22 protein-coding genes are annotated in these 24,583 nt (G+C 70.5%); 10 read left to right on the top strand and 12 right to left on the bottom strand.

Annotation, left to right across the window (positions count from 1 at the left end):
* Window positions 1–154: 154 nt before the first annotated feature.
* Window positions 155–973 carry a nucleotidyltransferase domain-containing protein gene (locus ORV05_RS11870; RefSeq protein WP_268758522.1) on the top strand — a complete coding sequence of 273 codons (819 nt, stop codon included), beginning with the start codon at window positions 155–157 and terminating at the stop codon, window positions 971–973.
* On the opposite strand, the gene ORV05_RS11865 is transcribed toward ORV05_RS11870, so the two are convergent.
* From ORV05_RS11865 to ORV05_RS11855, 3 genes are all read right to left on the bottom strand, one after another.
* The gene (locus tag ORV05_RS11865) at window positions 918–1,730 is read right to left on the bottom strand and encodes a DUF3626 domain-containing protein (RefSeq protein WP_268759763.1); all 813 of its coding nucleotides are present in this window, start codon (window positions 1,728–1,730) and stop codon (window positions 918–920) included. The two genes, ORV05_RS11870 and ORV05_RS11865, sit on opposite strands and share 56 nt — an antisense overlap.
* 141 nt (window positions 1,731–1,871) lie before the next feature.
* Window positions 1,872–2,891 carry an alpha/beta hydrolase gene (locus tag ORV05_RS11860; RefSeq protein ID WP_268758521.1) on the bottom strand — a complete coding sequence of 340 codons (1,020 nt, stop codon included), beginning with the start codon at window positions 2,889–2,891 and terminating at the stop codon, window positions 1,872–1,874.
* 31 nt (window positions 2,892–2,922) lie between these two features.
* Window positions 2,923–3,372 (bottom strand): nuclear transport factor 2 family protein, encoded by a 450-nt coding sequence (locus ORV05_RS11855; RefSeq protein WP_268758520.1) that lies wholly within the window; start codon window positions 3,370–3,372, stop codon window positions 2,923–2,925.
* A gap of 115 nt (window positions 3,373–3,487) precedes the next feature.
* Here ORV05_RS11855 and ORV05_RS11850 point away from each other — a divergent pair, with 115 nt between their 5' ends.
* Window positions 3,488–4,381 (top strand): helix-turn-helix transcriptional regulator, encoded by an 894-nt coding sequence (locus ORV05_RS11850; protein WP_268758519.1) that lies wholly within the window; start codon window positions 3,488–3,490, stop codon window positions 4,379–4,381.
* Here the strand turns inward: ORV05_RS11850 and ORV05_RS11845 are convergent.
* Complete coding sequence (locus ORV05_RS11845; protein WP_268758518.1) at window positions 4,336–5,709, bottom strand: outer membrane protein assembly factor BamB family protein; 1,374 nt, start codon at window positions 5,707–5,709, stop codon at window positions 4,336–4,338. The two genes, ORV05_RS11850 and ORV05_RS11845, sit on opposite strands and share 46 nt — an antisense overlap.
* A gap of 132 nt (window positions 5,710–5,841) precedes the next feature.
* Here ORV05_RS11845 and ORV05_RS11840 point away from each other — a divergent pair, with 132 nt between their 5' ends.
* Window positions 5,842–6,678 (top strand): TIGR03621 family F420-dependent LLM class oxidoreductase, encoded by an 837-nt coding sequence (locus tag ORV05_RS11840; RefSeq protein ID WP_268758517.1) that lies wholly within the window; start codon window positions 5,842–5,844, stop codon window positions 6,676–6,678.
* A 106-nt stretch (window positions 6,679–6,784) separates the two neighbouring features.
* Here ORV05_RS11840 and ORV05_RS11835 read toward each other — a convergent pair whose 3' ends face one another.
* On the bottom strand, window positions 6,785–10,117 hold the full coding sequence (locus ORV05_RS11835; RefSeq protein WP_268758516.1) for an error-prone DNA polymerase: 3,333 nt from the start codon (window positions 10,115–10,117) through the stop codon (window positions 6,785–6,787).
* Between the two features lie 286 nt (window positions 10,118–10,403).
* On the opposite strand from ORV05_RS11835, the gene ORV05_RS11830 reads away from it, so the two are divergent.
* Entirely contained in the window at window positions 10,404–10,940 is a 537-nt protein-coding gene (locus tag ORV05_RS11830) for an SUKH-4 family immunity protein (protein ID WP_268758515.1), read from the top strand.
* 24 nt (window positions 10,941–10,964) lie between these two features.
* Here ORV05_RS11830 and ORV05_RS11825 read toward each other — a convergent pair whose 3' ends face one another.
* Both ORV05_RS11825 and ORV05_RS11820 read right to left on the bottom strand, forming a co-directional pair.
* Window positions 10,965–11,423 (bottom strand): single-stranded DNA-binding protein, encoded by a 459-nt coding sequence (locus tag ORV05_RS11825; RefSeq protein ID WP_268758514.1) that lies wholly within the window; start codon window positions 11,421–11,423, stop codon window positions 10,965–10,967.
* A gap of 97 nt (window positions 11,424–11,520) precedes the next feature.
* Window positions 11,521–12,264 carry an SDR family oxidoreductase gene (locus ORV05_RS11820; protein WP_268758513.1) on the bottom strand — a complete coding sequence of 248 codons (744 nt, stop codon included), beginning with the start codon at window positions 12,262–12,264 and terminating at the stop codon, window positions 11,521–11,523.
* A gap of 132 nt (window positions 12,265–12,396) precedes the next feature.
* Here ORV05_RS11820 and ORV05_RS11815 point away from each other — a divergent pair, with 132 nt between their 5' ends.
* The 4 genes from ORV05_RS11815 to ORV05_RS11800 all read left to right on the top strand — a co-directional run bounded on the left by ORV05_RS11815 (window position 12,397) and on the right by ORV05_RS11800 (window position 16,213).
* On the top strand, window positions 12,397–13,245 hold the full coding sequence (locus tag ORV05_RS11815; protein ID WP_268758512.1) for a helix-turn-helix transcriptional regulator: 849 nt from the start codon (window positions 12,397–12,399) through the stop codon (window positions 13,243–13,245).
* 44 nt (window positions 13,246–13,289) lie between these two features.
* Window positions 13,290–13,835 carry a TetR/AcrR family transcriptional regulator gene (locus ORV05_RS11810; RefSeq protein WP_268758511.1) on the top strand — a complete coding sequence of 182 codons (546 nt, stop codon included), beginning with the start codon at window positions 13,290–13,292 and terminating at the stop codon, window positions 13,833–13,835.
* Between the two features lie 101 nt (window positions 13,836–13,936).
* Window positions 13,937–15,517 carry a GMC oxidoreductase gene (locus ORV05_RS11805; RefSeq protein WP_268758510.1) on the top strand — a complete coding sequence of 527 codons (1,581 nt, stop codon included), beginning with the start codon at window positions 13,937–13,939 and terminating at the stop codon, window positions 15,515–15,517.
* A gap of 138 nt (window positions 15,518–15,655) precedes the next feature.
* Complete coding sequence (locus tag ORV05_RS11800) at window positions 15,656–16,213, top strand: hypothetical protein (RefSeq protein ID WP_268758509.1); 558 nt, start codon at window positions 15,656–15,658, stop codon at window positions 16,211–16,213.
* A gap of 61 nt (window positions 16,214–16,274) precedes the next feature.
* On the opposite strand, the gene ORV05_RS11795 is transcribed toward ORV05_RS11800, so the two are convergent.
* The 3 genes from ORV05_RS11795 to mdlC all read right to left on the bottom strand — a co-directional run bounded on the left by ORV05_RS11795 (window position 16,275) and on the right by mdlC (window position 19,867).
* Entirely contained in the window at window positions 16,275–16,862 is a 588-nt protein-coding gene (locus tag ORV05_RS11795; RefSeq protein ID WP_268759762.1) for a TlpA family protein disulfide reductase, read from the bottom strand.
* Window positions 16,863–17,010: 148 nt separating this feature from the next.
* Window positions 17,011–18,237 (bottom strand): MFS transporter, encoded by a 1,227-nt coding sequence (locus tag ORV05_RS11790; protein ID WP_268758508.1) that lies wholly within the window; start codon window positions 18,235–18,237, stop codon window positions 17,011–17,013.
* Between the two features lie 49 nt (window positions 18,238–18,286).
* On the bottom strand, window positions 18,287–19,867 hold the full coding sequence (gene mdlC / locus ORV05_RS11785; protein ID WP_268758507.1) for a benzoylformate decarboxylase: 1,581 nt from the start codon (window positions 19,865–19,867) through the stop codon (window positions 18,287–18,289).
* Between the two features lie 101 nt (window positions 19,868–19,968).
* On the opposite strand from mdlC, the gene ORV05_RS11780 reads away from it, so the two are divergent.
* On the top strand, window positions 19,969–20,871 hold the full coding sequence (locus tag ORV05_RS11780; protein WP_268758506.1) for a LysR family transcriptional regulator: 903 nt from the start codon (window positions 19,969–19,971) through the stop codon (window positions 20,869–20,871).
* A gap of 129 nt (window positions 20,872–21,000) precedes the next feature.
* Here ORV05_RS11780 and ORV05_RS11775 read toward each other — a convergent pair whose 3' ends face one another.
* Entirely contained in the window at window positions 21,001–21,669 is a 669-nt protein-coding gene (locus ORV05_RS11775) for a FadR/GntR family transcriptional regulator (RefSeq protein ID WP_268758505.1), read from the bottom strand.
* Between the two features lie 179 nt (window positions 21,670–21,848).
* Here ORV05_RS11775 and ORV05_RS11770 point away from each other — a divergent pair, with 179 nt between their 5' ends.
* Window positions 21,849–23,636 carry a 2-isopropylmalate synthase gene (locus ORV05_RS11770; RefSeq protein WP_268758504.1) on the top strand — a complete coding sequence of 596 codons (1,788 nt, stop codon included), beginning with the start codon at window positions 21,849–21,851 and terminating at the stop codon, window positions 23,634–23,636.
* A 212-nt stretch (window positions 23,637–23,848) separates the two neighbouring features.
* On the opposite strand, the gene ORV05_RS11765 is transcribed toward ORV05_RS11770, so the two are convergent.
* Window positions 23,849–24,493, bottom strand: a complete 645-nt coding sequence (locus ORV05_RS11765; protein ID WP_268758503.1) for a hypothetical protein — start codon at window positions 24,491–24,493, stop codon at window positions 23,849–23,851.
* Window positions 24,494–24,583: the final 90 nt, after the last annotated feature.

The raw sequence follows: 24,583 nt of genomic DNA, 5'->3' as shown, positions 1-24,583 counted from the left end.
GCTCCGTTCGTGATCCCGGCAGGGGTGTTCCCCGCGACGCCCACTGTAGGCACCGGGGCGAACCGGGTGCACGGCCGGAGCGAAACGAAATCGGATCGACGGAAACCCCGGTCCTGCGCTATCAAAGAGCCCTACAAGGAGGTTTTCCGTTCCGATGAAACACACCTGCCCCGAGTTCGCCGCGATCGCCGAGCGCCACACCGTTTTGCGCACCCAGGTCGGCTCCGGCGTGCACGGCACGGCGATCGCCGGCAGCGACGACCGCGACGAGATGGGCATGTGCGTCGAACCACCGGAGTACGTGGTCGGTCTTCGCCGGTTCGAACAGTACATCTACCGCAGTGCCGCCGAACGGACCGGGAACGCCAACGAGCCGTCGGGCCCGGACGATCTGGATCTGGTGGTGTATTCGCTGCGGAAGTGGATGCGACTGGCGGCCAAGGGCAATCCGACCGTCCTCATTCCCCTGTTCGTCCCGGGCTCCGAGGTGGTTTCGGCAACCGAAATCGGTGAGGAACTCCGCGCGAACCCGGAAATGGTGGTGTCACGCGAAGCCGGTCACCGGTTCATCGGTTACCTGCGCAGCCAGCGGGCCAGGATGCAGCGTGGCCACGGCAGGCCTCACCTCGTCGAACGGTACGGGTTCGACACGAAGTTCGCCGGGCACATGGTGCGGCTCGGCGTGCAGGGTGTGGAACTGCTGGAAACCGGGCGGATCACCCTGCCGATGGCCGAGCCGTGGCTCACCTGGATCAGGGGTCTCCGACAGGGCAGGCACTCCGAGCGGGAAGCCCTCGACGCGGCCGGGGAACTGGAGGCGCAGTTGCTGCGGCTGGTGGACACCTCGCACCTTCCGAAGACGCCCGACGAGGACCGGCTGAACCGCTGGCTTTTCGACACCTACCAGCGGGTCTGGGCTACCTCCGCATCTCGGGAGTACCGAACCTGGCCACGTAGTGCCACACCCGTTTGAGGTCCTGCTCGTCGTATGCGGCGGTGCGTACTGCCTCGCCGATGATCCGTGGATCGAGACGCCCCTGCCGGGCAAGAGAAACACCCAAGGCCACGAACTCGGCTCCGCGATACGTGGGATGGCGGCGGAGTTCGGCCGTGGTCAGCGCGAAACCGCCGTGCCATTCGACCGCGCAGGGCAAACGGGCTGCCGCGGCCTCCACCGCGGTTCCGCGATAGCACGGATCGAGGACGAGAGCTTCGACGTCGCGATGGAGGTCGACCACGCCGTGCACGTGGGCTTCGACGTAGTCGTCGAGCGGGTCCTTGTCATCCCCCTCGGCCAACGCGATCAACGGGGAGGCTTGGGACGCCACGCCGAAATGGCCGGGATCGAACACGCTGTCCGGGTAACAGAAGGTCGTCCGGTCCATGGTGCGCGCGGCAAGACGCAGGTACGCGGAGCCGAAACGCGGGGAGCCGCCGACCAGCCGCCGACGGAAGTTCAGTGATCCGTACTTGGGCCGGTCCACCGGCCGCGCGTCGTCATAGGCGCCGCCGAAGAGGCGGCTCTCCCACCGCCAGCGCTCACCGCCGCGGTATGCGGTCAGCCCTCCGTTGCCGGTACCGGTCTCGAACTGCGACCGGTACACCCCGTCCCGGGCCATGCGCTCCAGGATCGGCATCCCGGACACGTCCCGGTCGGGGTGAAAGTGCAGCGTCACCCGCCACGACGGGTCCACCGGCCCGCCGGTGGACATCGCCGCGACCCGCGCCATGGCGCGACGCGCCGCGTCCGTCCCGGCGGCCGGCGGGCCCTCGCCCAGGGGATACGAGGCCGGTTCCACCGGACCAGTATCACCTGCCGCGACGGAGCCCGGTCGTGCTCAGCGCGGTACTCCGGGCTCGAAGAACAATCTTCAGCGGCCTTTTCCGAGGTGCTCGTCCAGCCAGCGGATCGCGTGCGCGGCGGCTTCCGTGACGTACGGGGCCTGGTCGTAGAGCTCGATGTGGTTGTGCGTTTCGATCCACACCAGTTCCTTGCGCCCCTGGGCCGCATCGTAGGCCTGCTGCGCGTATTCGGGCAGCAGGGCGGTGTCGGTGGTGCCGTGGACGATCATCAGCGGCGTGGGTGCCACGAGCGGCGCGTGGGCGATCGCGTTGTAGGTGAAGTACGGCAGGAGCGAATCCGCCGTCATCGTGTCCGACCAGTTCGGCGCGTCCGTCCGGTGGGTCCGGTCGTAGTAGCTGTAGGCCTCCTCGTTCGGCATCACGGCGACCGGGACGTCCTCGGACAGGGCCTTGGCGATGGTGGGGATGTAGGCGATCTCGCCGCTTTCGTACTGCCGCTGCACCAGCTCCGCGATCGAGCGGTAGTAGTCCGCGAAGCCGTCCACCCCGAGGAACCGCTGGAAAGTGCCGCCGATGTCGTAACCACCGGCGATGCTCACCACGGCCTTGAGCCGTTTGTCCCGCGCGCCGAGCGAAACCGCGTAGCCGCCGCCCATGCAGACACCGACGAGGCCGATCCGGTCGTGGTCGATGTCGTCCCGGGTGAACAGGTAGCCGACGGCGTTCGCATAATCCTCGATCGCCGCGTTCGGGTCGTACCGGAATCGCGGCAGGCCTTCGCTTTCCCCGAAGTTGCGGGGGTCGAAGGTGAGGGCGGTGTAACCGGCGTCCGCCAGCCGCTCCGCGTAGTGCGGCAGCGTCTGCTCCTTGACGCTGCCGATCGGTCCGCAGAGCACGACGGCGGGCGTGGGTCCGGTGGCGCCGGGGGGACGGTACAGATGACCAGCCAGTTTCGCGCCGCGGCTGTCGAAGCGGACCTCGATCCGGCGGGCGGGATCGGCGGTCAGCAGTTCGCCGGTGTAGTAGCGGGCGGGGTCGGTCTGCTCGGCCATCGCGTCGGCGGTGGGACGGATGCGGATCGAGGACATCGGGCTATCACTCCTTATCCGGTGCGGGTGCCTACTTCGCCGCCAGTGCCATCAGGTCCCGGTTGCCGTCCGCCCAGGTCGCGGTCATCACCACCGCGGTGATCTTCCAGGCCTCGCCCGAGCGCACGAGATCGAAGCGGTAGGTCCCGCCCAGCGTCCACAGTGGACCGCCGAACGGGTTCGCGAGGCGGTGCGTGGCCTGGAAGTTCGCCGTGCACACCGCGGTGTCACCCTCGACGGTGACCAGGTGGGTCGCGATGAGGTGCTGGGTGGCGTCGAAACCGCCCAGCACCTTCGACCAGGCGTCGGTGATCTGCGCGGGCGAGAGCTTCGCGGGCTCGCCACCGTTGAGGCTCGTGTAGTCGAGCAGCACTTCACCGGCGAAGATTCCGGCCAGTTCGTCCCATTCGCGCCGGTCGGCGTGCCACCCCATCCGGTTGCACGTCTCCACGATCGCCGCCCGATCGTCCGCCAGAGCCATTTTCCACTCCTCCTTGTCCGGTTGCGCCGCACAGCGTGCCGCAGGGAAGGCGGGAACTGAACCATCCTGGGTGTACCTGTCAGGGTCACCCGGATCCATCGGGCACAATGTGATCATGGTGAGGCTTGCCGCGCGCGCTCGTGAGCTGGGCGCTTTCCTGAGGGACAAGAGAGGATCGCTGGCCCCGGCCGAGGCAGGCCTTCACGCGGACGGACCCCGGCGTACGACCGGGTTGCGGCGGGAGGAGGTCGCCCGCATCGCGGGCGTGAGCGCCGGTTACTACACCCGCCTGGAGCAGGGACGGTCGCCGCACCCGTCGATCAGCGTGCTGGACGCGCTCGCCCGGGCGCTCCGGCTCGACGAGGACGAGCGGGCCTACCTGTTCGCGCTCGGCGAATACACCGACCCCAGGGCAGGACAGGAAAAGGTACCGGCCGAAGCGCAGCGGCTGCTCGCGATGTTCGCCGAGCCCACGGCCGCATACGTGATCAACCGCGTCAGCGACGTGCTGGCCTGGAACCCGATGGCGGCCGCGTTGTTCCCGCACCTCGTCCCCGGCGACCGCGCGCCGAACAACACGCGTTTCGTTTTCACCGATCCGGCCGCGCGGGAACTGTTCGTGCGGTGGGACGAAATCGCCTCCGATTCGGCCGCGCACCTGCGGGCCGCCGCCGGACATCGCCCCGACGATCCGGCACTGCGCGCACTGATCACGGAACTGCTGGCCGTCAGCCCGGCATTCGCACGCGAATGGGAGCAACGGGACGTGCGGCGCAAGACCAGCGGGCAGAAGGAATTCGACCATCCCGTCGCCGGGCGGCTTTCCCTCGACTACGAAGTGCTGGAACCGGCCTCCTCCACCGGCCTGCGGATCGTGGCCTACCACGCCGAACCGGGCACGGACTCCCACGCCGGGCTGTGGCGGCTCGCCGCCTCGCTTCGGGTGCCGGTACCGGCCGGGGCTCAGGCCCCCGCGACGGCCACCACGCCCGACATCGTGCCGAGATAGGCGCGAACACCGGACAGGCTGGGCGACGCGAAATGTGGCACCGCGCCCACCGGGAGCCGGCCCCGCACGGCGCCCGTCGCCGCGTCCAACGCATACAGCACACCGGCACGGGTGTCGACGGTCCACACCGCGCCGCCGCCCACCGTCGGTGAACCGTCGGCCGGGACCGGAGCCCGCCACCGCACCGTGAGCCGCCCGGCGGGATCGAGATCCACCGCGCGGGTGCCGTCGCGGCACGGGAGGTACATCCGGCCGTCGTCCACGGAACCGCCGCCGTAGGCGGCGCACACCGGCTGCGCCGACAACTGGCCCCCGACCCCGCCGAGGTGTGTCGCGTCCAGCACGTAGCCGATGCCGCGCTTACCGTCGGCGTAGACGTGGCCACCCACCACGACGGGTCCCATCGACCCCAGGTCACGGTCGTGGGCGTTGTCGTCGGCCCATTCGGCGGGGCTGAACGCGTCGAGCAGCGCCAGTTCGGGCGAGAGGGCGAGTATCGAATCACTGTGGTCGTAGGCGGAGGTGGAGGTGGATTCCCCGTTCCCGACCGCGAAGTACAGTTTCCCCGCGGCCACGGAAGCGCCGCCCGGGGCCCAGATTCCCCCTTCCCTGGCGGTGGGTACGGCGTAGCTGCGCAGCGGTCCGAGGCCGGTGGTCGGGGCCGCGACGACGGAACCGACGTAGTCGCCGCAGTCTCCGTAGAGGCCGCCGTAGGCGAGGTAGACGGAGCCGCCCAGCACGGTGAGCGCCGCCCGCTGCTGGTGCGCCGACGGGGTGCCGCGCGGCGGTTCCACCGGCCTGCTCAGCGCGACGTCCCCGGTGGCGAGGTCCAGTCCGGCCAGCAGGTGGGCCCCGCCGGTGAGCTCGGCGACGACGAACACCAGGCCGGTCGCGGGATCGTAGGCGGGCGTGCCCGTGATGCCCAGCGGGTCGATGTCGCCGCACGGCAGGCCCGCGAGTGGTTGCGGGGAGCCGAGATGCCGCGACCACAGGACGTGGCCGTCCGCCGCGGCCAGCGCGTACACGGTGTCGTTCTCGGTGGCGGCGATGACCGTTTCCCCGAGCACCAGGGGCTGACCGTAGACCGCGCCGTCGAGCCGTGCCGACCATGCCTGCGACAGCGGTCCCGGCGCGGCGAGCCCCGGCGCGACGCCGGTCCGCGCGTTGTCGTGGTGGTAGGTGGGCCAGTCGGTGTCGCGCACGGGATGTGGCACGGCGGCCGGGCCGGACCGGGTCGTGGCGGGCGGTTCGAGGGCGAAACCGCCACCGTCCGCGGCGCATCCGGCGAGTGCGGCCGCGGCCAGCGTGGCGACGACGAGACGCCTCATGGGTCCAGTGTCCCCGTTCGTCCGGCCGCCCGCCGCACGTCCCGTCGATCACCGTGCCGAAGATCGTTAATCGATTCCGGCCGGGCCGCCGCCCCAGTACGGTGTTCGGCGGACCACGACGAGAGGATCTTCATGGCGGGCAGGGACTTCCGGTTCGGCGTCAACATTCTGGCCACCGGTTCGCGATCGGAGTGGCAGGACACCGCGCGGCGGGTCGAGGACCTCGGCTACGACGTGCTGCTGGTCCCCGACCACCTGGGCATGCCCGCGCCGTTCCCGGCGCTGATGTCCGCCGCCGAGGTGACCACCCGGCCGCGGCTGGGCACGCTGGTGCTGAACGCGGGTTTCTACAAGCCCGCGCTGCTGGCCAGGGACGTGGCCGCGGTGGACGAGTTGAGCGGCGGCCGGTTCGAACTCGGTCTGGGCGCCGGTTACGTGGCAGAGGAGTTCGCGGCCGCCGAACTCCCGTTTCCCAGCGCCCGTCAGCGGATCGACCACCTCGAGCACACCACCGTCGAGGTGAACCGGCTGCTCGGCGAGGAAGGCCGGCGCGTGCCGGTGATGATCGCGGGCCAGGGCGACCGCGTCCTGGGCATGGCCGCCCGGCACGCGGACATCGTCGCCATCGCCGGCGCCCGGACCACCCCGTCGGGTGCGGTGGCACCGCTGACCGACCGCCTCGAGGTGGTTCGCGAGGCCGCGGGCGATCGTTTCGGCCAACTGGAACTGAGCCTGCTGATCAGCGTGGTGCACTTGGACGGCGAGGAGCTGGATCTGAGCATGACGCGACGGTTCTACCCGGCCCTGTCCGACGAGGAACTGCTCGCCCTGCCCGGCGTGCTGCACGGCTCGGCGCAGCAGATCGCGGAAACCCTGCACGAGTACCGGGAAACCTACGGGATCACCTACCTCACCGTGATAGGGCCGAGCCTGGAGCCCTTCGGCAAGGTGATCAGCCTGTTCCGCTGAGCACTCGTTCGACGCATGCCCTCAAGGCGACCTTGAGGGCGTTTATGCCCCTGAAGGCGACCTTCAGGGCACCCAACGGCGACCGGGCTTTGCCGGAGCCGGGCCGCTACCGGAAGTCCCGGGAGGTGTGGGCGGCGGGCAGCCGCAGGGGTTCGGCCCGGTCGGCGCGCAGGCTCACCACGCCTTCGGGACTGGCCTGCACGATGCCGCGCAGCAGCAGGGCCGGGCTTGCCCGGGCGATGCGGCCGAACCTGGTCCAGAAACCGGTGTCGCAGACGACATTGAGCATGCCGGTTTCGTCTTCGAGGTTGAGGAAGGTGATGCCGCCGGCGGTCGCGGGCCGTTGCCGGTGGGTGACCGCTCCGCCGACCTTCACCCGGGTGCCGTCCGGTACGACGGCGACCTCGGCGGTGGACAGCGCACCGACCCGGTTCAGGTGGGTGCGGAGGTGTTCGACGGGGTGCGTGCCCGGGGTGATGCCGGTGGCCCAGGCATCGGCGGCGGCGAGTTCCACGACGGTCATGCCGGGCAGGGGCGGCGCCTGGAGGCCGGGCGCGCTGCCCGGGAGGTGGTCGGGGCGCTGGCGGGCGGCGGCACCGGCGGCCCACAGTGCTTCGCGCCGGTCCTGCCCGAAGGCGGCGAAGGCGCCCCCGGTGGCCAGGGCTTCCAGCGCCGGGGTGTCGAGCCGGACGCGCTGCCCGAGGTCGGCCAGGTCCCGGTAGGGACCGTGGGCCTCGCGCTCGGCCACGATCCGTTCCGCGGCCTCGGTTCCGAGGTTTCGTACCGTGGAAAGCCCGAGCCGAACGGCGAGGCCGCCCGCGCTGTCCGGATGCGGTTCGAGGGTGGGGTGGGCCCGGGATGCCTGGATGTCGGGGCCGAGGGTGAGCACGCCGTGCCGCCGCCCGTCGGCCACCAGCGACTGCGGCGAGTAGAACCCCATGGGCTGCGCGCGCAGCAGCCCCGCCAGGAACGCCGAGGGGTGATAGCGCTTCATCCAAGCGCTGGCGTAGACGATCAGCGCGAAGCTGTGCGAGTGCGACTCGGGGAAACCGTAGCCGGAGAACGCCGCGATCTGGTCGAAGATCCGCTCGGCCGCCTCGCCGGTGATGCCGTTGGCGGCCGCGCCCCGGAAGAACCGGTCCGCCAGCCGCGCCATCTTCGCGCCGGACCGCTTGGCGCCCATCGCCCGGCGCAGCTGATCGGCTTCGGCCGGGCTGAAATCGGCGACGTCGACGGCCATCTGCATGACCTGTTCCTGGAACAGCGGCACCCCGAGGGTGCGGTCCAGTGCGCGGGCGAGTTTCGGGTGCGGGTGCGACCAGGGCTCGCCGTTGCGGCGCCGGATGTACGGGTGGACCGAACCACCCTGGATCGGGCCGGGCCGGATCAGGGCGACCTCGACGACCAGGTCGTAGAACTCGCGCGGTTTGAGCCGGGGCAGGGTGGCCAGCTGGGCGCGCGACTCCACCTGGAACACGCCGACCGCGTCGGCGGCGCGGAGCATCGCGTACACGGCCGGATCGGCCAGGTCGAGCCGCGCCAGGTCGACGTCGATCCCTTCGTGTTCGCGGACGAGGTCGAGCATGTAGTGCAGGGCCGACAGCATGCCGAGGCCGAGCAGGTCGAACTTGACGAGGCCGACCGCGGCGCAGTCGTCCTTGTCCCACTGCAGGACGGTGCGGCCGGGCATCCGCGCCCACTCCACGGGTACCACCTCCGACACGGGCCGGTCGCAGATCACCATCCCGCCGGAGTGGATGCCGAGGTGGCGCGGCAGGTCTTCGAACCGCGCGGCGAGTTCGAGCACCGGTGCGGGGATGTCGTGATCGCGCTGCCCCGCGGTGGCGGTGATCCCGGCCCAGCGGTCGACCTGCTTCGACCAGCTGTCCTGCTGCCCCGGGGAGTAGCCGAGGGCCTTCGCCGCGTCCCGCAGCGCCGAGCGGGCCCGGTAGGTGATCACGTTGGCGACCTGCGCGGCGTGGTGGCGCCCGTACCGCTCGTAGACGTACTGGATGGCCTCCTCCCGCCGGTCGGACTCGATGTCCACGTCGATGTCCGGCGGCCCGTCGCGCTCCGGCGACAGGAAGCGTTCGAACAGCAGGCCCCACCGGACCGGGTCGGCGTTGGTGATGCCCAGCGCGTAGCAGACCGCCGAGTTGGCGGCCGATCCCCGGCCCTGGCAGAGGATGTCGTTGCGGCGGCAGAACTCCACGATGTCCCAGACGATGAGGAAATAGCCGGGAAAGCCCAGCTTTTCGATGACGTCGAGCTCGTGCTCCAGCTGCCGGTACGCCTGGGGCGACTGGTCGCGGGTCCCGTAGCGGCGGGCCGCCCCGTCCCAGGTCAGGCGCCGGAGGTAACCGGCCTCGCCGATACCGGGCGGCGTCGGGTACGGCGGAAGCCGCGGCGCGACGAGTTCGAGGTCGAAGGCGCACTCCACCCCCAGCACGGCGGCGCGCTGCACCGCCCCGGGATGGCGGCGGGCGAACACCCGCGCCAGCTCCTCTCCCGAACGCAGGAAGGCCATGCCGTGTGCGGGCAGCCAGCCTTCGAGCTCGCCGACGCCGCGGCGGGCCCGCACCGCGGCCAGCGCATCGGCCAGCGGGGTGTCGGCGGGGCGGGCGTAGTGCACGCCGTTGGTCACCACCGTGGGCAGCCCGGCCCGGGCGGCCAGCGCGGCGAGCGCGTCGTTGCGGTCGTCGTCCCACGGGTCGCCGTGGTCGGTGAGCTCGACCACGACGTGCTCCGCGCCGAACCGGTCCGTCAACCGCCCCAGCGCGGCCGCCGCGTCCCCGATCCGGCCGGTGACCAGGGCGTGGTCGGTCAGCGCGCGCCGCACCGCGCCCTTGCGGCATCCGGTGAGCACGACGACCTGCCCCCGCAGCTCCTCCACGACCTCGTCGTGGTCGTAGACCGGACGGCCCTTCTCCTGTCCCGCCAGCTGCGCGTGGGAGATCACCCGGCACAACCGTCGGTAGCCCTCCACACCGCGCGCCAGGCACAGCAGATGCTCCCCCGCCGGATCCGGTTCGCCGGGCTGCGCCGCGGGCAGGTCCAGCGACAGCTCCGCGCCGTAGACGGTGCGCACCCCGAGCTCACGGGCGGCCTCGGTGAAGCGGACCGCCCCGTACATGCCGTCGTGGTCGGTCAGCGCGATCGCGTCCAGGCCCAGCCGGGCCGCCTGCTCGACCAGTTCCTCCGGATCGGAAGCCCCGTCCAGGAAACTGAAACTGGAGTGGCAGTGCAGCTCCGCGTAGGGCACCCGCACCTCCGGGCTGTCGCTGATCGCGCGCGACAGCAGATCGACGGGCGCACCCCGGTAGCCCTCGCGTTTGCGCGACCACGCCGGTGAATCGTTGCCGTCACCGGGCACCGGCCCGCGACCGTCGAGCGCCCGCTCCAGTTCGGTCCACGGCTGAGCCGGATTCCGCCATCCCACACTGCACCTCACCCGAGAGGCCTGCGGGGAAGACAGGCACGAACTTCGAACTCCTGTTCGAGTGTGACACCAGGTCCCCGTGACGTCAAATCCGGCCGGAGATCACCGCCGATGACCACCGCGGACGTGCGGCTCCCGCGGGGTCTGGCGCAGCGTGTCATCGGCGGCCCACCAGGCCGTGCCTGGCACCACCGGGCCATGGAGTAGATTCCCGTACTTGCTAACGAGTGCGTTATTTTCGGACGCTCGAGTACAGGGAAGGCGATAAATGGTCACACACCACGAGATGGCAGAACTCTACGGCGGCGAAAACATCATCACCGTGCCGCCGTCGGACATCGAGCGTTTCAGCTTGCGCGGGGAAGACGCGGCAGTCCTGGAAAAGGTGGGGCTCCCCCGGTCAGGTTCACCGTTCTTCACCACCCAGGTCGAAGGCGGGCCCGAGTTCCTGAGAATCATCGACGTTGTGACGCGAGATGACAAGAAGCACCGGGAGGTGATCATCGGAGGACCTCCCGGAGATCCCGGGATGCGCTTCTCGGTGAGCGCGTACGAAGGCTTCGTCACGCTGGTCCAGCTTCAGGGAACGCGGCCGCGAGGCGAGGTCGTGAACAACAACCTGACCGAATTTGTCGAATTCTTGTACCAGATACGTCGCCATGAGATTCTCTCGGCCGGCGATCCGGCCGCGGCACGAGAGTCCCTCCAGGACCTGTCGAGCCATCTGAAGAGAATCGACCCGTTCTCCTTTGAGCGGCCGGACAACTGGTGGGCCATGGTGCTGGACCATCTGGCGAGCACGGCCGGGTCGCAGCCGGCCTGACGGCGCACGGCATCGACGCCACCGTCAGAACGGCGGCTCGTCGCCCGCACTCACGCCGGCCGCCGCCGGTGCGGAACCCCAGGGATCCTCCCCCGCAACGTTCGCCCCGCCACCGCTGCGGGCCACCTTGTTCACCTTGGCGGTCGCGTACCGCAGGGAGGGCCCGACCTCGTCGACCTCAAGCTCCACCACGGTGCGCTTCTCGCCCTCCTTGGTCTCGTAGGACCGCTGTTTCAACCGGCCCTGCACCAGCACCCGGGTGCCCCTGGTCAGCGACTCGGCGATGTTCTCCGCCAGTTGCCGCCAGGCGTTGCAGCGCAGGAACAGCGCCTCGCCGTCCTTCCACTCCCCGCTCGCGCGGTCGAAGGTCCGCGGCGTGGACGCCACGGTGAAGTTCGCGACGGCCGCGCCGGACGGCGTGAACCGCAGCTCCGGATCGGCGGTCAGGTTCCCGATCACGGTGACAACCGTGTCTCCAGCCATCGTCTCGTCTCGCTTCCTCGTGCCGTCTCACCGGACCTGACCATCATGCCCGCGGCCACCGACAGTTTCCGGACTTCAGCGCTCCGGCCTGCGGGGATCAGCGCCCCGGCAGGTTCGCGAGCGCCTGCGAGCGGCGTGCCACGAGGTCGCCATAGGTCCCCTCGCGCTCGGCCCACCGGTGCTGGAGGACGCCCTGGACGAGGATCTCGCCGGGTGTGGGGTTCTCCGCCAGTAGCGCCATGACTTCGTCGAGGAACGCGTCGAAGTCCAGGGCGTTCGGGTTCATCCGCTTGGCCTCCGGCACCGTGGCGACGGCCGGTGGTACGAGTTCGGCGACCTCGACGCCGGTGCCGTCCAGTTGTGCGCGCAGCGACTCGCTGTAGGCGTGGACAGCGGCCTTCGACGCGCCGTAGGTGGGCATGAGCGGGAACGGGAGGAAGGCGATGCCCGAGCTGACCGTGATGACCGTCCCGGCGCCACGAGCGATGAGGTGGGGCGTGAAGGCGTCGATCACCCTGATGGTGCCGAGGAGGTTCGTGGCGATGGTCGTCTCGGCGGCGGTGATGTGCGCCGGGTCCCGGAGGTCTTCGGTGAGCATGACCCCCGACATCGTCACCACGACGTCGAGACCGGGGTGACTGGCGAGCACGCTGTCGCGCGCCCGGAGGACCGAGTCGGGGTCGGTGACGTCGATCTCGACGGCGGGAAGGTCGCCGGCCTTCGCGATGTCGCGGCCGCCGACGACGACCGTGCTGCCCGCGGCGGCGAACCGGCGGGCCAGTCCCAGCCCGATTCCCGAGGTACCCCCGACGATCAGGACTGTGCGATCGGTGATCTCCACGATGGTCTCCCTGTGAGTAGCGTTCGTTCAGCGGAACCTTCCCCGGGATCACCGGGTGCCGGAAGGTCCCTGCCGATCCGGGTAGTGGCAGGACCCCCTTTCCGGAACGGGGGCGGGGCTAGCGTGGGGGTGATGGACCGCGACAACGACACGAACCGGCTCGGTGCCTATCTCCGCGCCCGCCGTGAACTGGTCACGCCGGAACAGGCCGGCATCCCGGCGGGGCCCCACCGCCGTGTCCCGGGACTGCGGCGGGAAGAGGTCGCGATGCTGGCCGGAATCAGCGGCGACTACTACCTGAGGCTCGAGCGCGGGCGCGACAGGAACCCCTCCGCACAGGTGCTGGAGGCGCTCGCGCGGGTCCTCCGGCTGGACGAGGTCGAACACCAGTACCTGTTCGACCTCGCGAAGCCCCGGCAACGCGCACGCCCCCGTCGCCGGCCCGAGCACGTACCCGCCCGGCTGCACCATCTGCTCGCCGCCGTCGAGATGCCGGCGTTCATCGAGGGCCGGGCGTACGACGTCCTGGCGTCGAACGCGCTCGCCGTCGCGCTCTCACCCCGGCTGCGGCCGGGTGAAAACCGGTTGCGTTCCCTGCTGCTCGACCCCGAGGAACGGAAGTTCCACCGCGACTGGGACGCGGCCACGGCGCAGTTCGTCGCCTCGTTCCGCAACTCCATCGGCGACCGGACCGACGATGCGCGCATCGTCGAACTCGTCGGGGAACTGTCCCTGGCCAGCGGACGCTTCCGCGCCCTGTGGGCGCGCCACGACGTCCGCCGGCTCGAGGGCGGCACGGCCACCGTCGACCACCCCGTCGTCGGGGAACTGCGCCTCAACCGGGACAAGCTTCCGGTCGGCGACCTCATCCTCGTGCTGTACTACCCCGACGAAGGAAGCGAGAGCGCCGAGAAACTGCGTGTGCTGGCGTCACTGGCGGCACAGACCGCCAGCGACGCTTCCCCCGTGGATCAGGTGTGACGCCGCGACCGTCCGGCCTGGGGCGGTCGGGGATACTCTCCCCCGTGCGGGCAAGAGAACGGATCCTGGACGCGGCCACGGCACTGATGGAACGGTCGGGATTCGAGGCCGTGAACATGCTGGCGGTGGCCCGCGAGGCCGAGGTCTCCCGGCAGACCGTCTACGCGCATTTCGGCAGCCGCGAGGACCTGATCTCCGAGGCGATCATCCGCATCTCCGGGCAGGTGTTCGACCGGGTGAACGCCCGGCTCGCCACCGCATCCGACGCCGCCGAGCACGTGGTGGAGTTCGTCGTCGCGGTGCGGTCGGAGTTCCGGCAGCACCCGGTGCTCGGCGCGCTGGCGTTCCCGGACCGCGGCAGCCCGCTGTTCGACGACCAGCTCTTCGCGCGTGCGACACCCGTGGCCGAGCGATTCCTGGCGCCGATCGCGGCGCGTGAACCCCGCCTGGCCGCGCGCTTCGACGACGTCGTCGAGATCACCCTGCGGTTCGGGTTGTCCATCCTCCTGTTCGACAGCGACGCCGTCCGCACCGACGACGATCTCCGTGCCTTCCTGCGCCGGTCGCTGCTCCCGGCACTCACCCTCTGACTTGACACTCCGAGGCCGGACTGTCCAATTCGATCTTGACACGTGTCCTTTCACCTGTCTAGTTTTCCTCGGGTCTCCCCTCACCGACCGCGAGGAGCGCCATGCCCGCCCTGACTCGCCGTTCCCTGCTCGCCGGCGCCGCGGCCACCGCGGCACTGTCCACCCTCGGCGCACCGAGAGTCCTCGCCGCGCCCCGCAACCCGGTCCCGCTGACCCGCGAGGAGCACCGGGTGGTGATCATCGGCTCGGGCTTCGGCGGAGGCGTGACCGCGCTCCGGTTCGCCCAGGCCGGTGTGTCGTCCCTGGTTCTCGAACGCGGCCTCCGCTGGCCCACCGGGCCGAACGCCGAGACGTTCCCGCATCCCACCTCGCCCGACAAGCGCCTCTTCTGGCTCGGCTCCGCCCCCTCGCTGTTCGGCATCGTGCCGCTGGGGTTCGAGCCCTACACCGGACTGCTGGAACGCGTCGGCGGCAACGGCATGGACATCCTGTGCGCGGCGGGAGTGGGCGGCGGATCCCTGCTGTACCAGGGCATGACGCTCCAGCCCAGCGAAGAGGTGTTCAACGCCAACCTGCCCGAACAACTCGACTACGCGCGGATGGATCGCGTCTACTACCCTCGCGTGGCCCGGATGCTGCGACTCGAGACCGCTCCCGACGAACTGGTCGGCAGCAAGACCTATCTCCCGTCACGCGTGTTCGCCCGCAACGTCCAGCGGGCAGGCTACGCTCTGGAGAAGGTCCCGATGCCGATCGACTGGAGTTACGCGCTCCGGGAGTTGAACGGCGAGATGAAAGCCTCCTACACCAACGGTGACTGCGCTTTCGGTGTCAACAACGGCGGCAAGCACTCGGTGGACGTCACCTACCTCGCCGCCGCGGAGGCCACCGGCCTGGCCACCGTCGCGACCCTGCACAACGTCACCGACGTGGCACTGGGCAAGGACGGCCGCTGGCGGGTCTTCGCCGACCGCATCGCTACCGACGGGACCGTGCTGGAACAGAAGATCATCACGACCCGGGCGCTCGTCATGGCGGCGGGCACGGCCGGGACCACCAGGCTGCTGATGCGCGCGGCGGCGAAGGAACTGATCCCGGACCTGCCCGACGGCCTGGGGACCAACTGGGGTTCGAACGGGGACCGCATCTACTTCTGGACGGACTTCGCCGAGGACTTCGGGATGCCCCAGGGCGGTCCGGTGGTCTACTGCAGCAAGGAGTGGGACGATCCCGCGCTGGCCAACACCGTCATCCAGGCCTCCATCCCGCCGCTGCCCGACGTCCGGTCCACCATGCTGGTCGGCTACGGGGTGAGCCAGGGACGGGGCCGGTTCGTGTACGACTCCGCAAAGGACGATGCGGTGCTGCACTGGCCCGCCGACGGCGACACCAGGCTGTACCGGCGAATCCAGGAACGGGTCTCGACCATCGCCGGGCCCTTCTCCACGCTCCTGGACACCACCGCGGTGTACCCGTCCACCTGGCATCCCCTGGGCGGCGCCTCGATGGGCATCGTCTGTGACCTCGCCGGGCGCGTGAAGGGCCACCGCGGTCTCTACGTGCTGGACGGGGCGCTGATGCCGGGCAACACCGCCGCGTGCAACCCCTCGATGACCATCGCGGCCGTGGCCGAGCGCGCGACGGACGAACTGCTCGCCCAGGACGCGGGCGTAATTTTCTGACCCGGCCGGTCGAGGGATCAGGCGGTTTTCGCATTACCCCGGTGCCCGGCGGGGCGGGGCACGATAACCTGCCCCTGCCGGGCGCAGGCAGGCTCGGGCAGAACACTCGGGCATTCGAGACACGGCGGAGAACCCCAGGTGACCCTCCCCCCGCAACCCGGTCCCACCGGAAGCACGCAACCGCCGAAGCACGACACGGGCAAGGTCCTCGCCCTGCTCACCGGCATCGTGGCGGCGATCCTCGTTCTCGTGCTCGGTGTCGGCGGTTTCGTGTGGCCCGGTTTCTTCACCGCATCCCGAAGCGATCCGACGTCGGTGGCCGAGTCGTTCGCGGACGCGATCAAAAGTGCCGACACCGCCGCCGCCCTGCGGCTCGTCTGCCCGGCACAGCAGGGAGACAAGGGCATCCTCGATGCCGGTTCGGGGCGCGAAGAACTCCTGGGCGCCTTGCCGGCCGCGGTCCGCGCGGCCATGACGATCACGAACAGGGTGACCATGGCCCAGGTGCGGGGGCAGGCGGTCACGACCGGCACCACCGCAACGGCCATCGTCCATGTGGAGGGCAGCCTGCACGCCGAAAGCACCCCCGGCAGTCACCTGCCCACCCTGACAGACCGGCCCTATTCCCGTGACACCAGGCTGAAGTTGCAGCAGCAGGACGGCAAGTGGTGTGTCTCGGGCGCGACCACCCCGTAGAGCGCGCCACCCGCCCGACCAGCACGAGGTACTACTACCGCGTGCGTCACGGCCCGGCGCGTCAGGACTCGGCGAGAACGGCGTTGATCGCGGGCAGGACGTCGGAAGCGAGAACCGCACCGAGGAACACCGCCGCGACCCGCTGCCGCCGGTCGATCACCAGCGTGATCGGCACGGCGGCCAGCGGAATCCCGGGCAGCGCCAGCCCGATTCTCGATGACGGGTCGTAGATCGACGGGTAGCGCACGCCGAAACCGGTCATGAAGTCGCTCGCCGCGGAACGGTCATCCCGCACGTCCACCCCGACAACGGGAAACCCCTTCGCCGCGCCCTCGTCGGTGAGCTTGCCGAATTCGTGGCTTTCGGTACGGCAGGGCGCACACCAGGAAGCCCACAGGTTGAGCACCACGACCCGGCCTTCGTACGACCGCAGCGAGATCCGCTCGCCGGGCGCGGTCACGCTCTCCCCGGAGATTTCGCGGACCCTTTTCCGGTCGCGCCGGTCGTAGACGATCCGCGTCTGCCCACCGGGCGACACGAAGGCGAAGTCGCCGCCCTGCACGACCGCGTCCCTTCCGGTCGCGCACCCTGCGGCAAGCAGCGAAACGGCCAGCACCAACCGGATCCACCTCGTCGACCGCACGTTCATCTCCCCCAGCACCGCCCCGACCGTCAGGGCGACCTTAACGCGGGGGCTCGCACCTGTGCGCTGCTGCCCGCGCCGTGACGGGACCCCTCACGGTCGCGTTGACGAGCCGCGGGAAGGTGGGACTCGCCCGCTGGGGCTTCGCCGGTGCCTATTCCGGCAGGGCCGGTGTCTCCACGTCCGTGGTCCGCGCCGGCCGGCTGCTCAGCGAGAGCAGCGTCAGCAGGCCCAGCGCGGCGACGGCCGCGAAGAACCAGAAACCCCACGGGTAGGCGAAACCGGCGGTGACCAGCGAGCCGGTGATGAACGGGCCCACGATCGACCCGAGGCGGCCCACCGCGGAGGTGAGCCCCAGCGCGGTACCCCGCAACTGTGCGGGGAAGGTGTGCGCGACGAGGCCGTAGATCAGCACCTGGGCGGAGAAGACGAACACCCCGGTCAGCAGCACCAGCGTGTTGAGCAGCACGCTGCTGCCGATGCGCACGCTCAGCACCGCGAGCAGGACGGCACCGGCCCCGAACCAGATCATCGCGATGGGCCGGATGCCGCGGCGGTCGGCGATCATGCCCGCGAGCACCAGCCCGATCACCGCGCCGACGTTGAGGACCAGCAGCAGGGTGATCGAGGTCGAGAGAGGGTAGCCCGCGCTGCGCATCAGTTGCGGCAGCCAGGTGTTGAGCCCGTAGACCAGCAGCAGGCCCATGAAGGAACCGATCCAGGCCGCGATGGTGATGCGCTGGTACTTCGGCCCGAGGAGATCGGCCAGGCGGGCCCGCTCGGCCTCCGGCTGATTCTTCGCCTCGAGGAAGGCGGCCGATTCGGGCAGCCGCCACCACATCAGCGGGACCACCACGATGCCGGCGAGGCCGCCGCCGTAGAACAGCACGTGCCAGTTCTCCTTCGCGATCAGCGCGAGGACCGAGGTGAGCACGGCACCGACGTGGTATCCGGTCATGGTGAAGGTGTTCGCGCTGGCGCGGCGGCGGGCGGGCAGGTTCTCCGACATCACGGTGAGCGCGACGGGCATGCAGGCCCCGAGGCCGAGCCCGGCCACGAACCGGAACACCCCGAACACCGCCACGCTCGGCGCCAGCGGCGTCACCACGGTGAGCACCGAGAACAGCGCCACCGAGCCGATCAGCAGCGCGCGGCGGCCGAACCGGTCGGTGAGCGGGCCGAGGAGGGCGGCGCCCACCGCGACGCCGATCAGCGACACGGTGGCCACCGCGGTCGCTCCGGCGGCGGTGAACCCGAGATGCCCGGTCTTGAGCAGTGTGGGGATGGTCGCGCCGAGTGCCACGAGGTCGTAGCCCTCGAGCAGGACGGTCAGCCAGCACAGCACCGCGGTGCCTGCCGAGCGGGACGGAGCCGTCGTCATTGCCGTACTCCTTGCGGGGAAAGGGGAATCGGAAACGGGTACTGCGTGATCACTCCGGGCTGGTCGGGCAGGTGTCGACCTGGATCAGGCGCGGCCCCGCGGCCGCCGCCTTCAACCGGTCGTGCAGTTCGGCGAGTCCGGTGACGGCGGTGGCGGGCACGCCGTAGCCCGCCGCGAGGGCGGTGAAGTCCATCCCCGGGATCTCGGTTCCCGGCACGTCCGGGGTGCCGAGCAGGCTCCCGAACCAGCGCAGCGCACCGTAGGTGCCGTTGCGCAGGATGACGAAGGTGACCGGAACCTCGTAGCGTGCGGCCGTCCACAGCGCGGTGATGCCGTAGTTCGCCGAGCCGTCGCCCACCACCGCGACCACGGGCCTGCCGGGCAGGCCCATCGCCATGCCGACCGCGGCGGGCAGGCCGAACCCGAGGCCGCCCGCCGCAGGGAAGAAGTAGGAGCCCGCCCGGCGCAGGTCCATCTGCCGCCACCAGGCCGAGCTCGTCGAGGTGGACTCCACGACGTAACAGGTGTCCGGGGATTGGGTTTCGCGCAGGGCGGCGAACACCTGCTCGGGATGCAGCGCGCCGCCGCCGGTCGCCGGCTCGGGGTTGGGGACGTACCGCGGCCCCTGCGCCGGTTCGCGGGCGGGCAGCCGGTCGAGCAGGGCCTCGAGCACCGGGGCGGGATCGGCGACCAGCGCCTGCCCCATCGGGGCCCGCGCCGCGGCCCCGGCATCGTCGGTGACCTGGATCAGCCTGGCTCCCTCGGGCAGGTACGGCCCGGGGATGTGCTGGTGGTAGCGGAACACCGGGGCGCCGAGGACCAGCACCAGGTCGTGCCCGGTCAGCGCGGCCGACACCGCGCCGATCCCGGCGGGCAGGACCCCGCGGAAGAGCCGGTGCCGGTTGGGGAACGGCAGCCGGTGCGGCGACGGCGCCACCCACACCGGCAGTTCGCGATGCTCGGCGAGCGCCACGACCCGGTCGAACAGACCCGCGGTGTCGAGGTCGGCACCGAGCACCAGCACCGGATCACGGGCGGCCCCGACCGCTTCGGCGAGGGAACGCAACTGCTCCTCGTCCGGCGCCAGGCCCCACCGGACCGAGCGGTCGAGGGTGAGCGCCGCGTTCCCGTCGAGTTCGGCCCCCCAGTCGTCGTAGGGCACGGACAGGTAGGACGGGCGCCGTCGCAACTCGGCCTCGAACACCGCCTGCGCGAGCGACCGCGGGACGTCCGCCGCGCAACTCGGTTCACCGGACCAGCCGACGAGCGGGCGCATCAGCTGGGGGGCGTCGACGTTGGCGAGCATCGCCTCCGGCCCGATGGCGGACCGCACCTGCTGTCCCGCGGTGAGCACCAGCGGGGAGCGCGAGTACACGGCGTTGGTCAGCGCGCCCATCGCGTTGCCCGAGCCCGCCGCGGCGTGCAGGTTGACCAGCACCGGCCGCCCGGTCGCCTGTGCGTACCCGTCCGCCATGCCGACCACGACGCCCTCGTGCAGCCCGAGCACGTAGCGGAACGAAGAGGGGAGCCCGGCGAGGAAGGGCAGCTCGTTCGAGCCGGGGTTGCCGAAGATCGTGGTCATCCCCTGGCGTTCCAGGAATTCGTGGGCGATCCGGCGAACCGTGGGCATGCGCGACGTTCCTCCTCGAATCGTGGTCCCCCGAGGGTAGGCAGCTCCCGGTCCGGTGTTCCAATCAATGTTGTCCGGCACCGGCATCGATGGGATTGATAATGCGGGAATTCGACCTCAACCTGGTGCGGACCTTCGTGCTGCTCTACGAAACCCGCAGCGTGACGGCGACGGCGGAGTCGCTGCACCTCACCCAGCCGACCATCAGCTACGGGCTGCAGAAGCTGCGCCGCCGGTTCTCCGACGAACTGTTCCGCCGCACCGGAAACGGGCTGGTGCCCACCGCCACGGCGCGAGCGCTCTACGAACCCCTGCACGCCGCGCTCGCCGAGATCGAAACCGCGGTCAGCGGAGCGCAGTCGTTCGATCCCGCGTCCGGCCGGGCGGCGTGCACGCTGTGCCTGTCGGATCTGGGCGAGGTGTCCCTGCTGCCCCGGCTGATGGCCGCCCTGCCGTCGCACGCTCCGGGCGTCACCCTGACCGTCCGCCCGCGCGACGTGGTCAACGCCGTGGATCAGCTCGTCCGCGGCGAAATCGACGCGTTCATCGCCTCACCGCCGCTGAGTTCCCAGCGCGTGGCGCGCATTCCGTTGTTTTCCGAGGGGTATGTCGGGATGGTCGCCGACAGCCATCCGAGGCTGCGGGGCGACCGGGCCGGGCTGAAGGCGCTGGCGGCGGAACGGCATATCGCCGTGTTCGGCCCGGCCGGGCACGACGGGCCCCGCCGGGCGCTGGAGGCGCACGGCCTGCTGGACCGGGTCGTGCTGGAGGTGACCCGGTTTTCGACCCTGCCCTACCTGGTGCAGGACGGCGAACTGGTGGCGACGGTGCCGCGCAGGGTGGCCGAGACGTTCGCCGCCGAGCACCGGGTACGGCTCCTGGAACTGCCGATGGAGATCGAACCGGCGCAGGTGTCGATCTACACCCGCCACGCCCACGCGCGCACCCCCGCGCAACACTGGCTCGTCGGCTTCATGCACGAAATCCTCGCCACCGCCTCCTGACCCGTCCCCGGCCGGACTTTGCGGCCAGGCCCCCGGCAAAGTCGGCTCGGGTCCGCCGGGCGGGTCCCGCGCTCGTGCGCGTGTGTCCCACCTGTCGAACGACTGCCGTGAGGGGTCCCCTCACGGTCGTCACGCGAGGGATTCCTTGAGCGAGTTCAGGTGGGCACGGCTGTGGCGGGCGGCCGCGTCGGCGTCGCGGCCCGCGATGGCGTCGGCGAGGGCGACGTGGGCGTCGTGGTCACGTTCCCCGGACGGGGCGGGCCGGATGCGAAGCATCTCGATCATCGCCTGCCGCAGCCGGGGGACGAAACTGTCGAAGAGCTCCAGCAGGATCTCGTTGTGAGCGGCGGCGACGACCTTGCGGTGGAAGGCCATGTCCGAGTCCACAAGGGACTCGATGTCGCGGTGCGGCTCGCCCCGTCCGGCGAGCGCGCGGCGGATCGCCCGCAGATCGGCCGGGGTCCGCCGCTCGGCCGCGAGGAAGGCGGCTTCGGATTCGATCGCGATCCGCGCCTCGATCACGGCGATGATGTCCGCCCGGCGAAGGACGGTGTCCCAGTCCTCCGTCACGTCGAGGGCGGTCACGAACACGCCCGCTCCCTGCCGGGACTGCAGCACCCCCTTTCCGGCCAGTTCCCGGATCGCTTCCCGGACGGTCGAGCGGCCGACGCCGAGCTGCGGGGCGAGCGTGGTCTCGCCGGGCAGCTTCTGCCCCAGCTTCCATTCCCCCGCGCGAATCCGCTCCAGCAGCAGGCTCGCGGCCCGCTCGGCGAGCGGAGCTCGCTGGACCTGATCCACAACGCACCCCCGTCTTGTCTACTTGTCTGAGGAGTTGCTAAATTCTAGCGCATGCCGCCCCAGGGCTTCTTCCTTCTCCTTCGCCGCCACGGCGGGGCCTGACCAGACCGGCCCCCCGCCGTGGGGCGCACTCGTCCCTGCCGGTCGCCCGTCACACCGCGAGGAAACCGAACCCGACCATGAACGGCACGCACGTCACCACGATCACGGCACCGGAGCCACCCGTCTGGAATCGCCAGCGGCCCTCACGAATGCCCTCACACCGCTACCGCGACGTCTACTCGCGCGTCCCGGTCCCCCTGACCGACCGAGACTGGCCGGGCAGGCGGCTCACGCACGCGCCGCTGTGGGTGCCGGTGGACCTGCGGGACGGCAACCAGGCGCTCGCCGAACCGATGGACCCGGCACGCAAGCGCCGCTTCTTCGAACTGATGGTCAGGATGGGCTACAAGGAGATCGAGGTCGGCTACCCGTCCGCGTCACAGACCGACTACGACTTCGTGCGCCTGCTCGCCGAGACCGGATCGGCCCCGAGCGATGTCACCATCGTCGTGTTCACCCCGGCCCGGCGCGACCTGATCGAACGTACCGTGGACTCCCTCCGGGGCATGCCCAACCCGGTCGTCGTCCACCTCTACACCGCGACCGCGCCCACCTGGCGCGAGGTCGTACTCGGCAAGGATCGCGACGAACTCAAGCGGATCATCCTCGACGGCGGGCGCGACGTTCTGGAACTCGCCGGAACGCTGCCGAACGTGCGTTTCGAATTCTCTCCCGAGGTCTTCAACCTCACCGAACCCGGCTACGTCCTGGACATCTGCGACAGCATGACCGAACTCTGGCAGGCCACTCCGGAGCGTCCGGTGATCCTGAACCTGCCCGCGACCGTCGAAGTGGCCACACCCAACGTGTACGCCGACCAGATCGAGTACATGCACAAACATCTCGCCCGGCGCGACAGCGTGATCCTTTCGGTCCACCCGCACAACGACCGCGGCACCGGGATCGCCTGCGCCGAACTCGCCCTCCTCGCCGGAGCGCAGCGCGTCGAGGGCTGCATCTTCGGCAACGGTGAGCGCACCGGCAACGTCGACATCGCCACCCTCGCCCTGAACCTCCACGCGCAGGGCATCGACCCGATGATCGACTTCTCGGACATCGACGAAATCCGCCGCACCGTCGAGCACTGCACCCGGATGCCCCTGCACGAACGGCACCCCTATGCCGGCGACCTCGTGCACACCGCGTTCTCCGGCACGCACCAGGACGCCATCAGGAAGGGCTTCGCCGAGCACCGGCGCCGAGCCAGGGAGTCCGGTGTCGCCGAGTCCGAACTCGACTGGCGCGTCCCCTACCTCCCGATCGACCCGGCGGACATCGGCCGCACCTACGACGCCGTCATCCGGGTCAATTCCCAGTCGGGCAAGGGAGGGATCGTCCATCTACTCGAAACCGGGTACGGCCTCACGCTCCCCCGCCGCCTCCAGATCGACTTCGCCCGCCACGTCCAGCGCCACACCGACACCACCGGGACCGAGGTCACCGCCGCCGGGCTCTGGTCCCTGTTCCGGCACACCTACCTGACCGAGCCATCCACTGTGGACAGTGTGCGGCTCACCGGGTTGGAGGCCACCGGGGGCGACACGCCCGCCACCCGGATCACGCTGACCGTCGACGGGCACGAGCACACGAGCACGCACCTCACCACCGATCCGGTCGAGGCGCTCACCACGGCGGTGAACGAGGCGGGAATCCCGATCGAGATACTCGGCCACGTCCAGCAGTCCCTCGACAGCGGTGACTGCGGTGAGGACCGCAGGGCGTTGTGCCTCCTGGAGTACCGCACGGGCTCGGAGAGGGGCTGGGCTGCCGGGTGCGGCGACTCCGCACCGGCCGCCGGGCTGAACGCCGTGATGAGCGCCGTACGAAGGGCGCACCCCTCCGGTCCTGGGCCGTTTCGGCCTTAAAGGGACTCTGGACGGGCAGTGCCCGAGGATGCCGGACGGGACGTACCGGACCCGATCGCTCGGGGGGCTGCACGACTGGGTCCGGTAGGCCCGCGGTCCGCGTCCGCAAGGGCGCGGTCACCCAGGGTGGGGCTTTTCGGGTCCCCACGGGACGCACGACACGGACTTTCCACCCGATCCAGTGACACACGTCCGTCCCCCCGGGTGAGGCTTCACCGCTTCCGGCGCGGGAATCCGGCCAGCCGGTCCGCCAGGTCCTCCCACCGGCTGTGCCGGCCCGGCGGGAAACGCGCCGAGGCCCGTTCCCACTTCGGAGAGCCCGGCCGGTACCGCCTCCGCGCCCAGAACGAATGCGGTTTGGCCAGCCGGACGGCGGCGACCACGGCGACGAACGACACCACCAGCCCGATCACGCCCGAGCTGATCTTGCCCTTGAGGATCGCCACCAGCGAGAACGCCAGGTTTCCCGCCACGGTCACCGCGAACGTGATCCGCCCCTGTCCCGCCGTGTCGTCGAACGGCCGCGCCCCCAGCACGAGTAGCAGGCCGATCAGCGAGGCCACCAGTACCGCGTCGATCGACTTGCGCCCCTTGTCGGTCCAGTAGACGTCATCCAGGTAGAGCCACAGCGCGAACTCGTCCAGGGTCAGGGCGGCGCCCGCGCCGAACAGCACCGCGAGCACCTGCTGCCACGGTGTCCCCGGCCGGTAGACGAACTCGCCCACGCCCGCGACGAGGATGAGGAAGATGCCGTACACCTGGTGATGCACGTGGACCCCGCCGACCGTGGTGTTCCGGAACGGGCCGCCTCCCGCGCGGATCCGCCGCACGATCAGCCGGGTCACCACGAACGTCACGACGAAGGCCGCGAAACAACCACACCACCACGCCGCCGCCGAAGCTCCAGCCCACTCCCGCGTCCCCGGCCAAACTCCTCACCACCGCTC

The organism is Amycolatopsis cynarae, assembly GCF_026802195.1.
In the GTDB taxonomy this organism is placed as follows: domain Bacteria; phylum Actinomycetota; class Actinomycetes; order Mycobacteriales; family Pseudonocardiaceae; genus Amycolatopsis_E; species Amycolatopsis_E rhizosphaerae.
The sequence above is the reverse complement of the archived record's forward strand: the minus strand, read 5'-3'. Positions and strand labels throughout refer to the sequence as shown.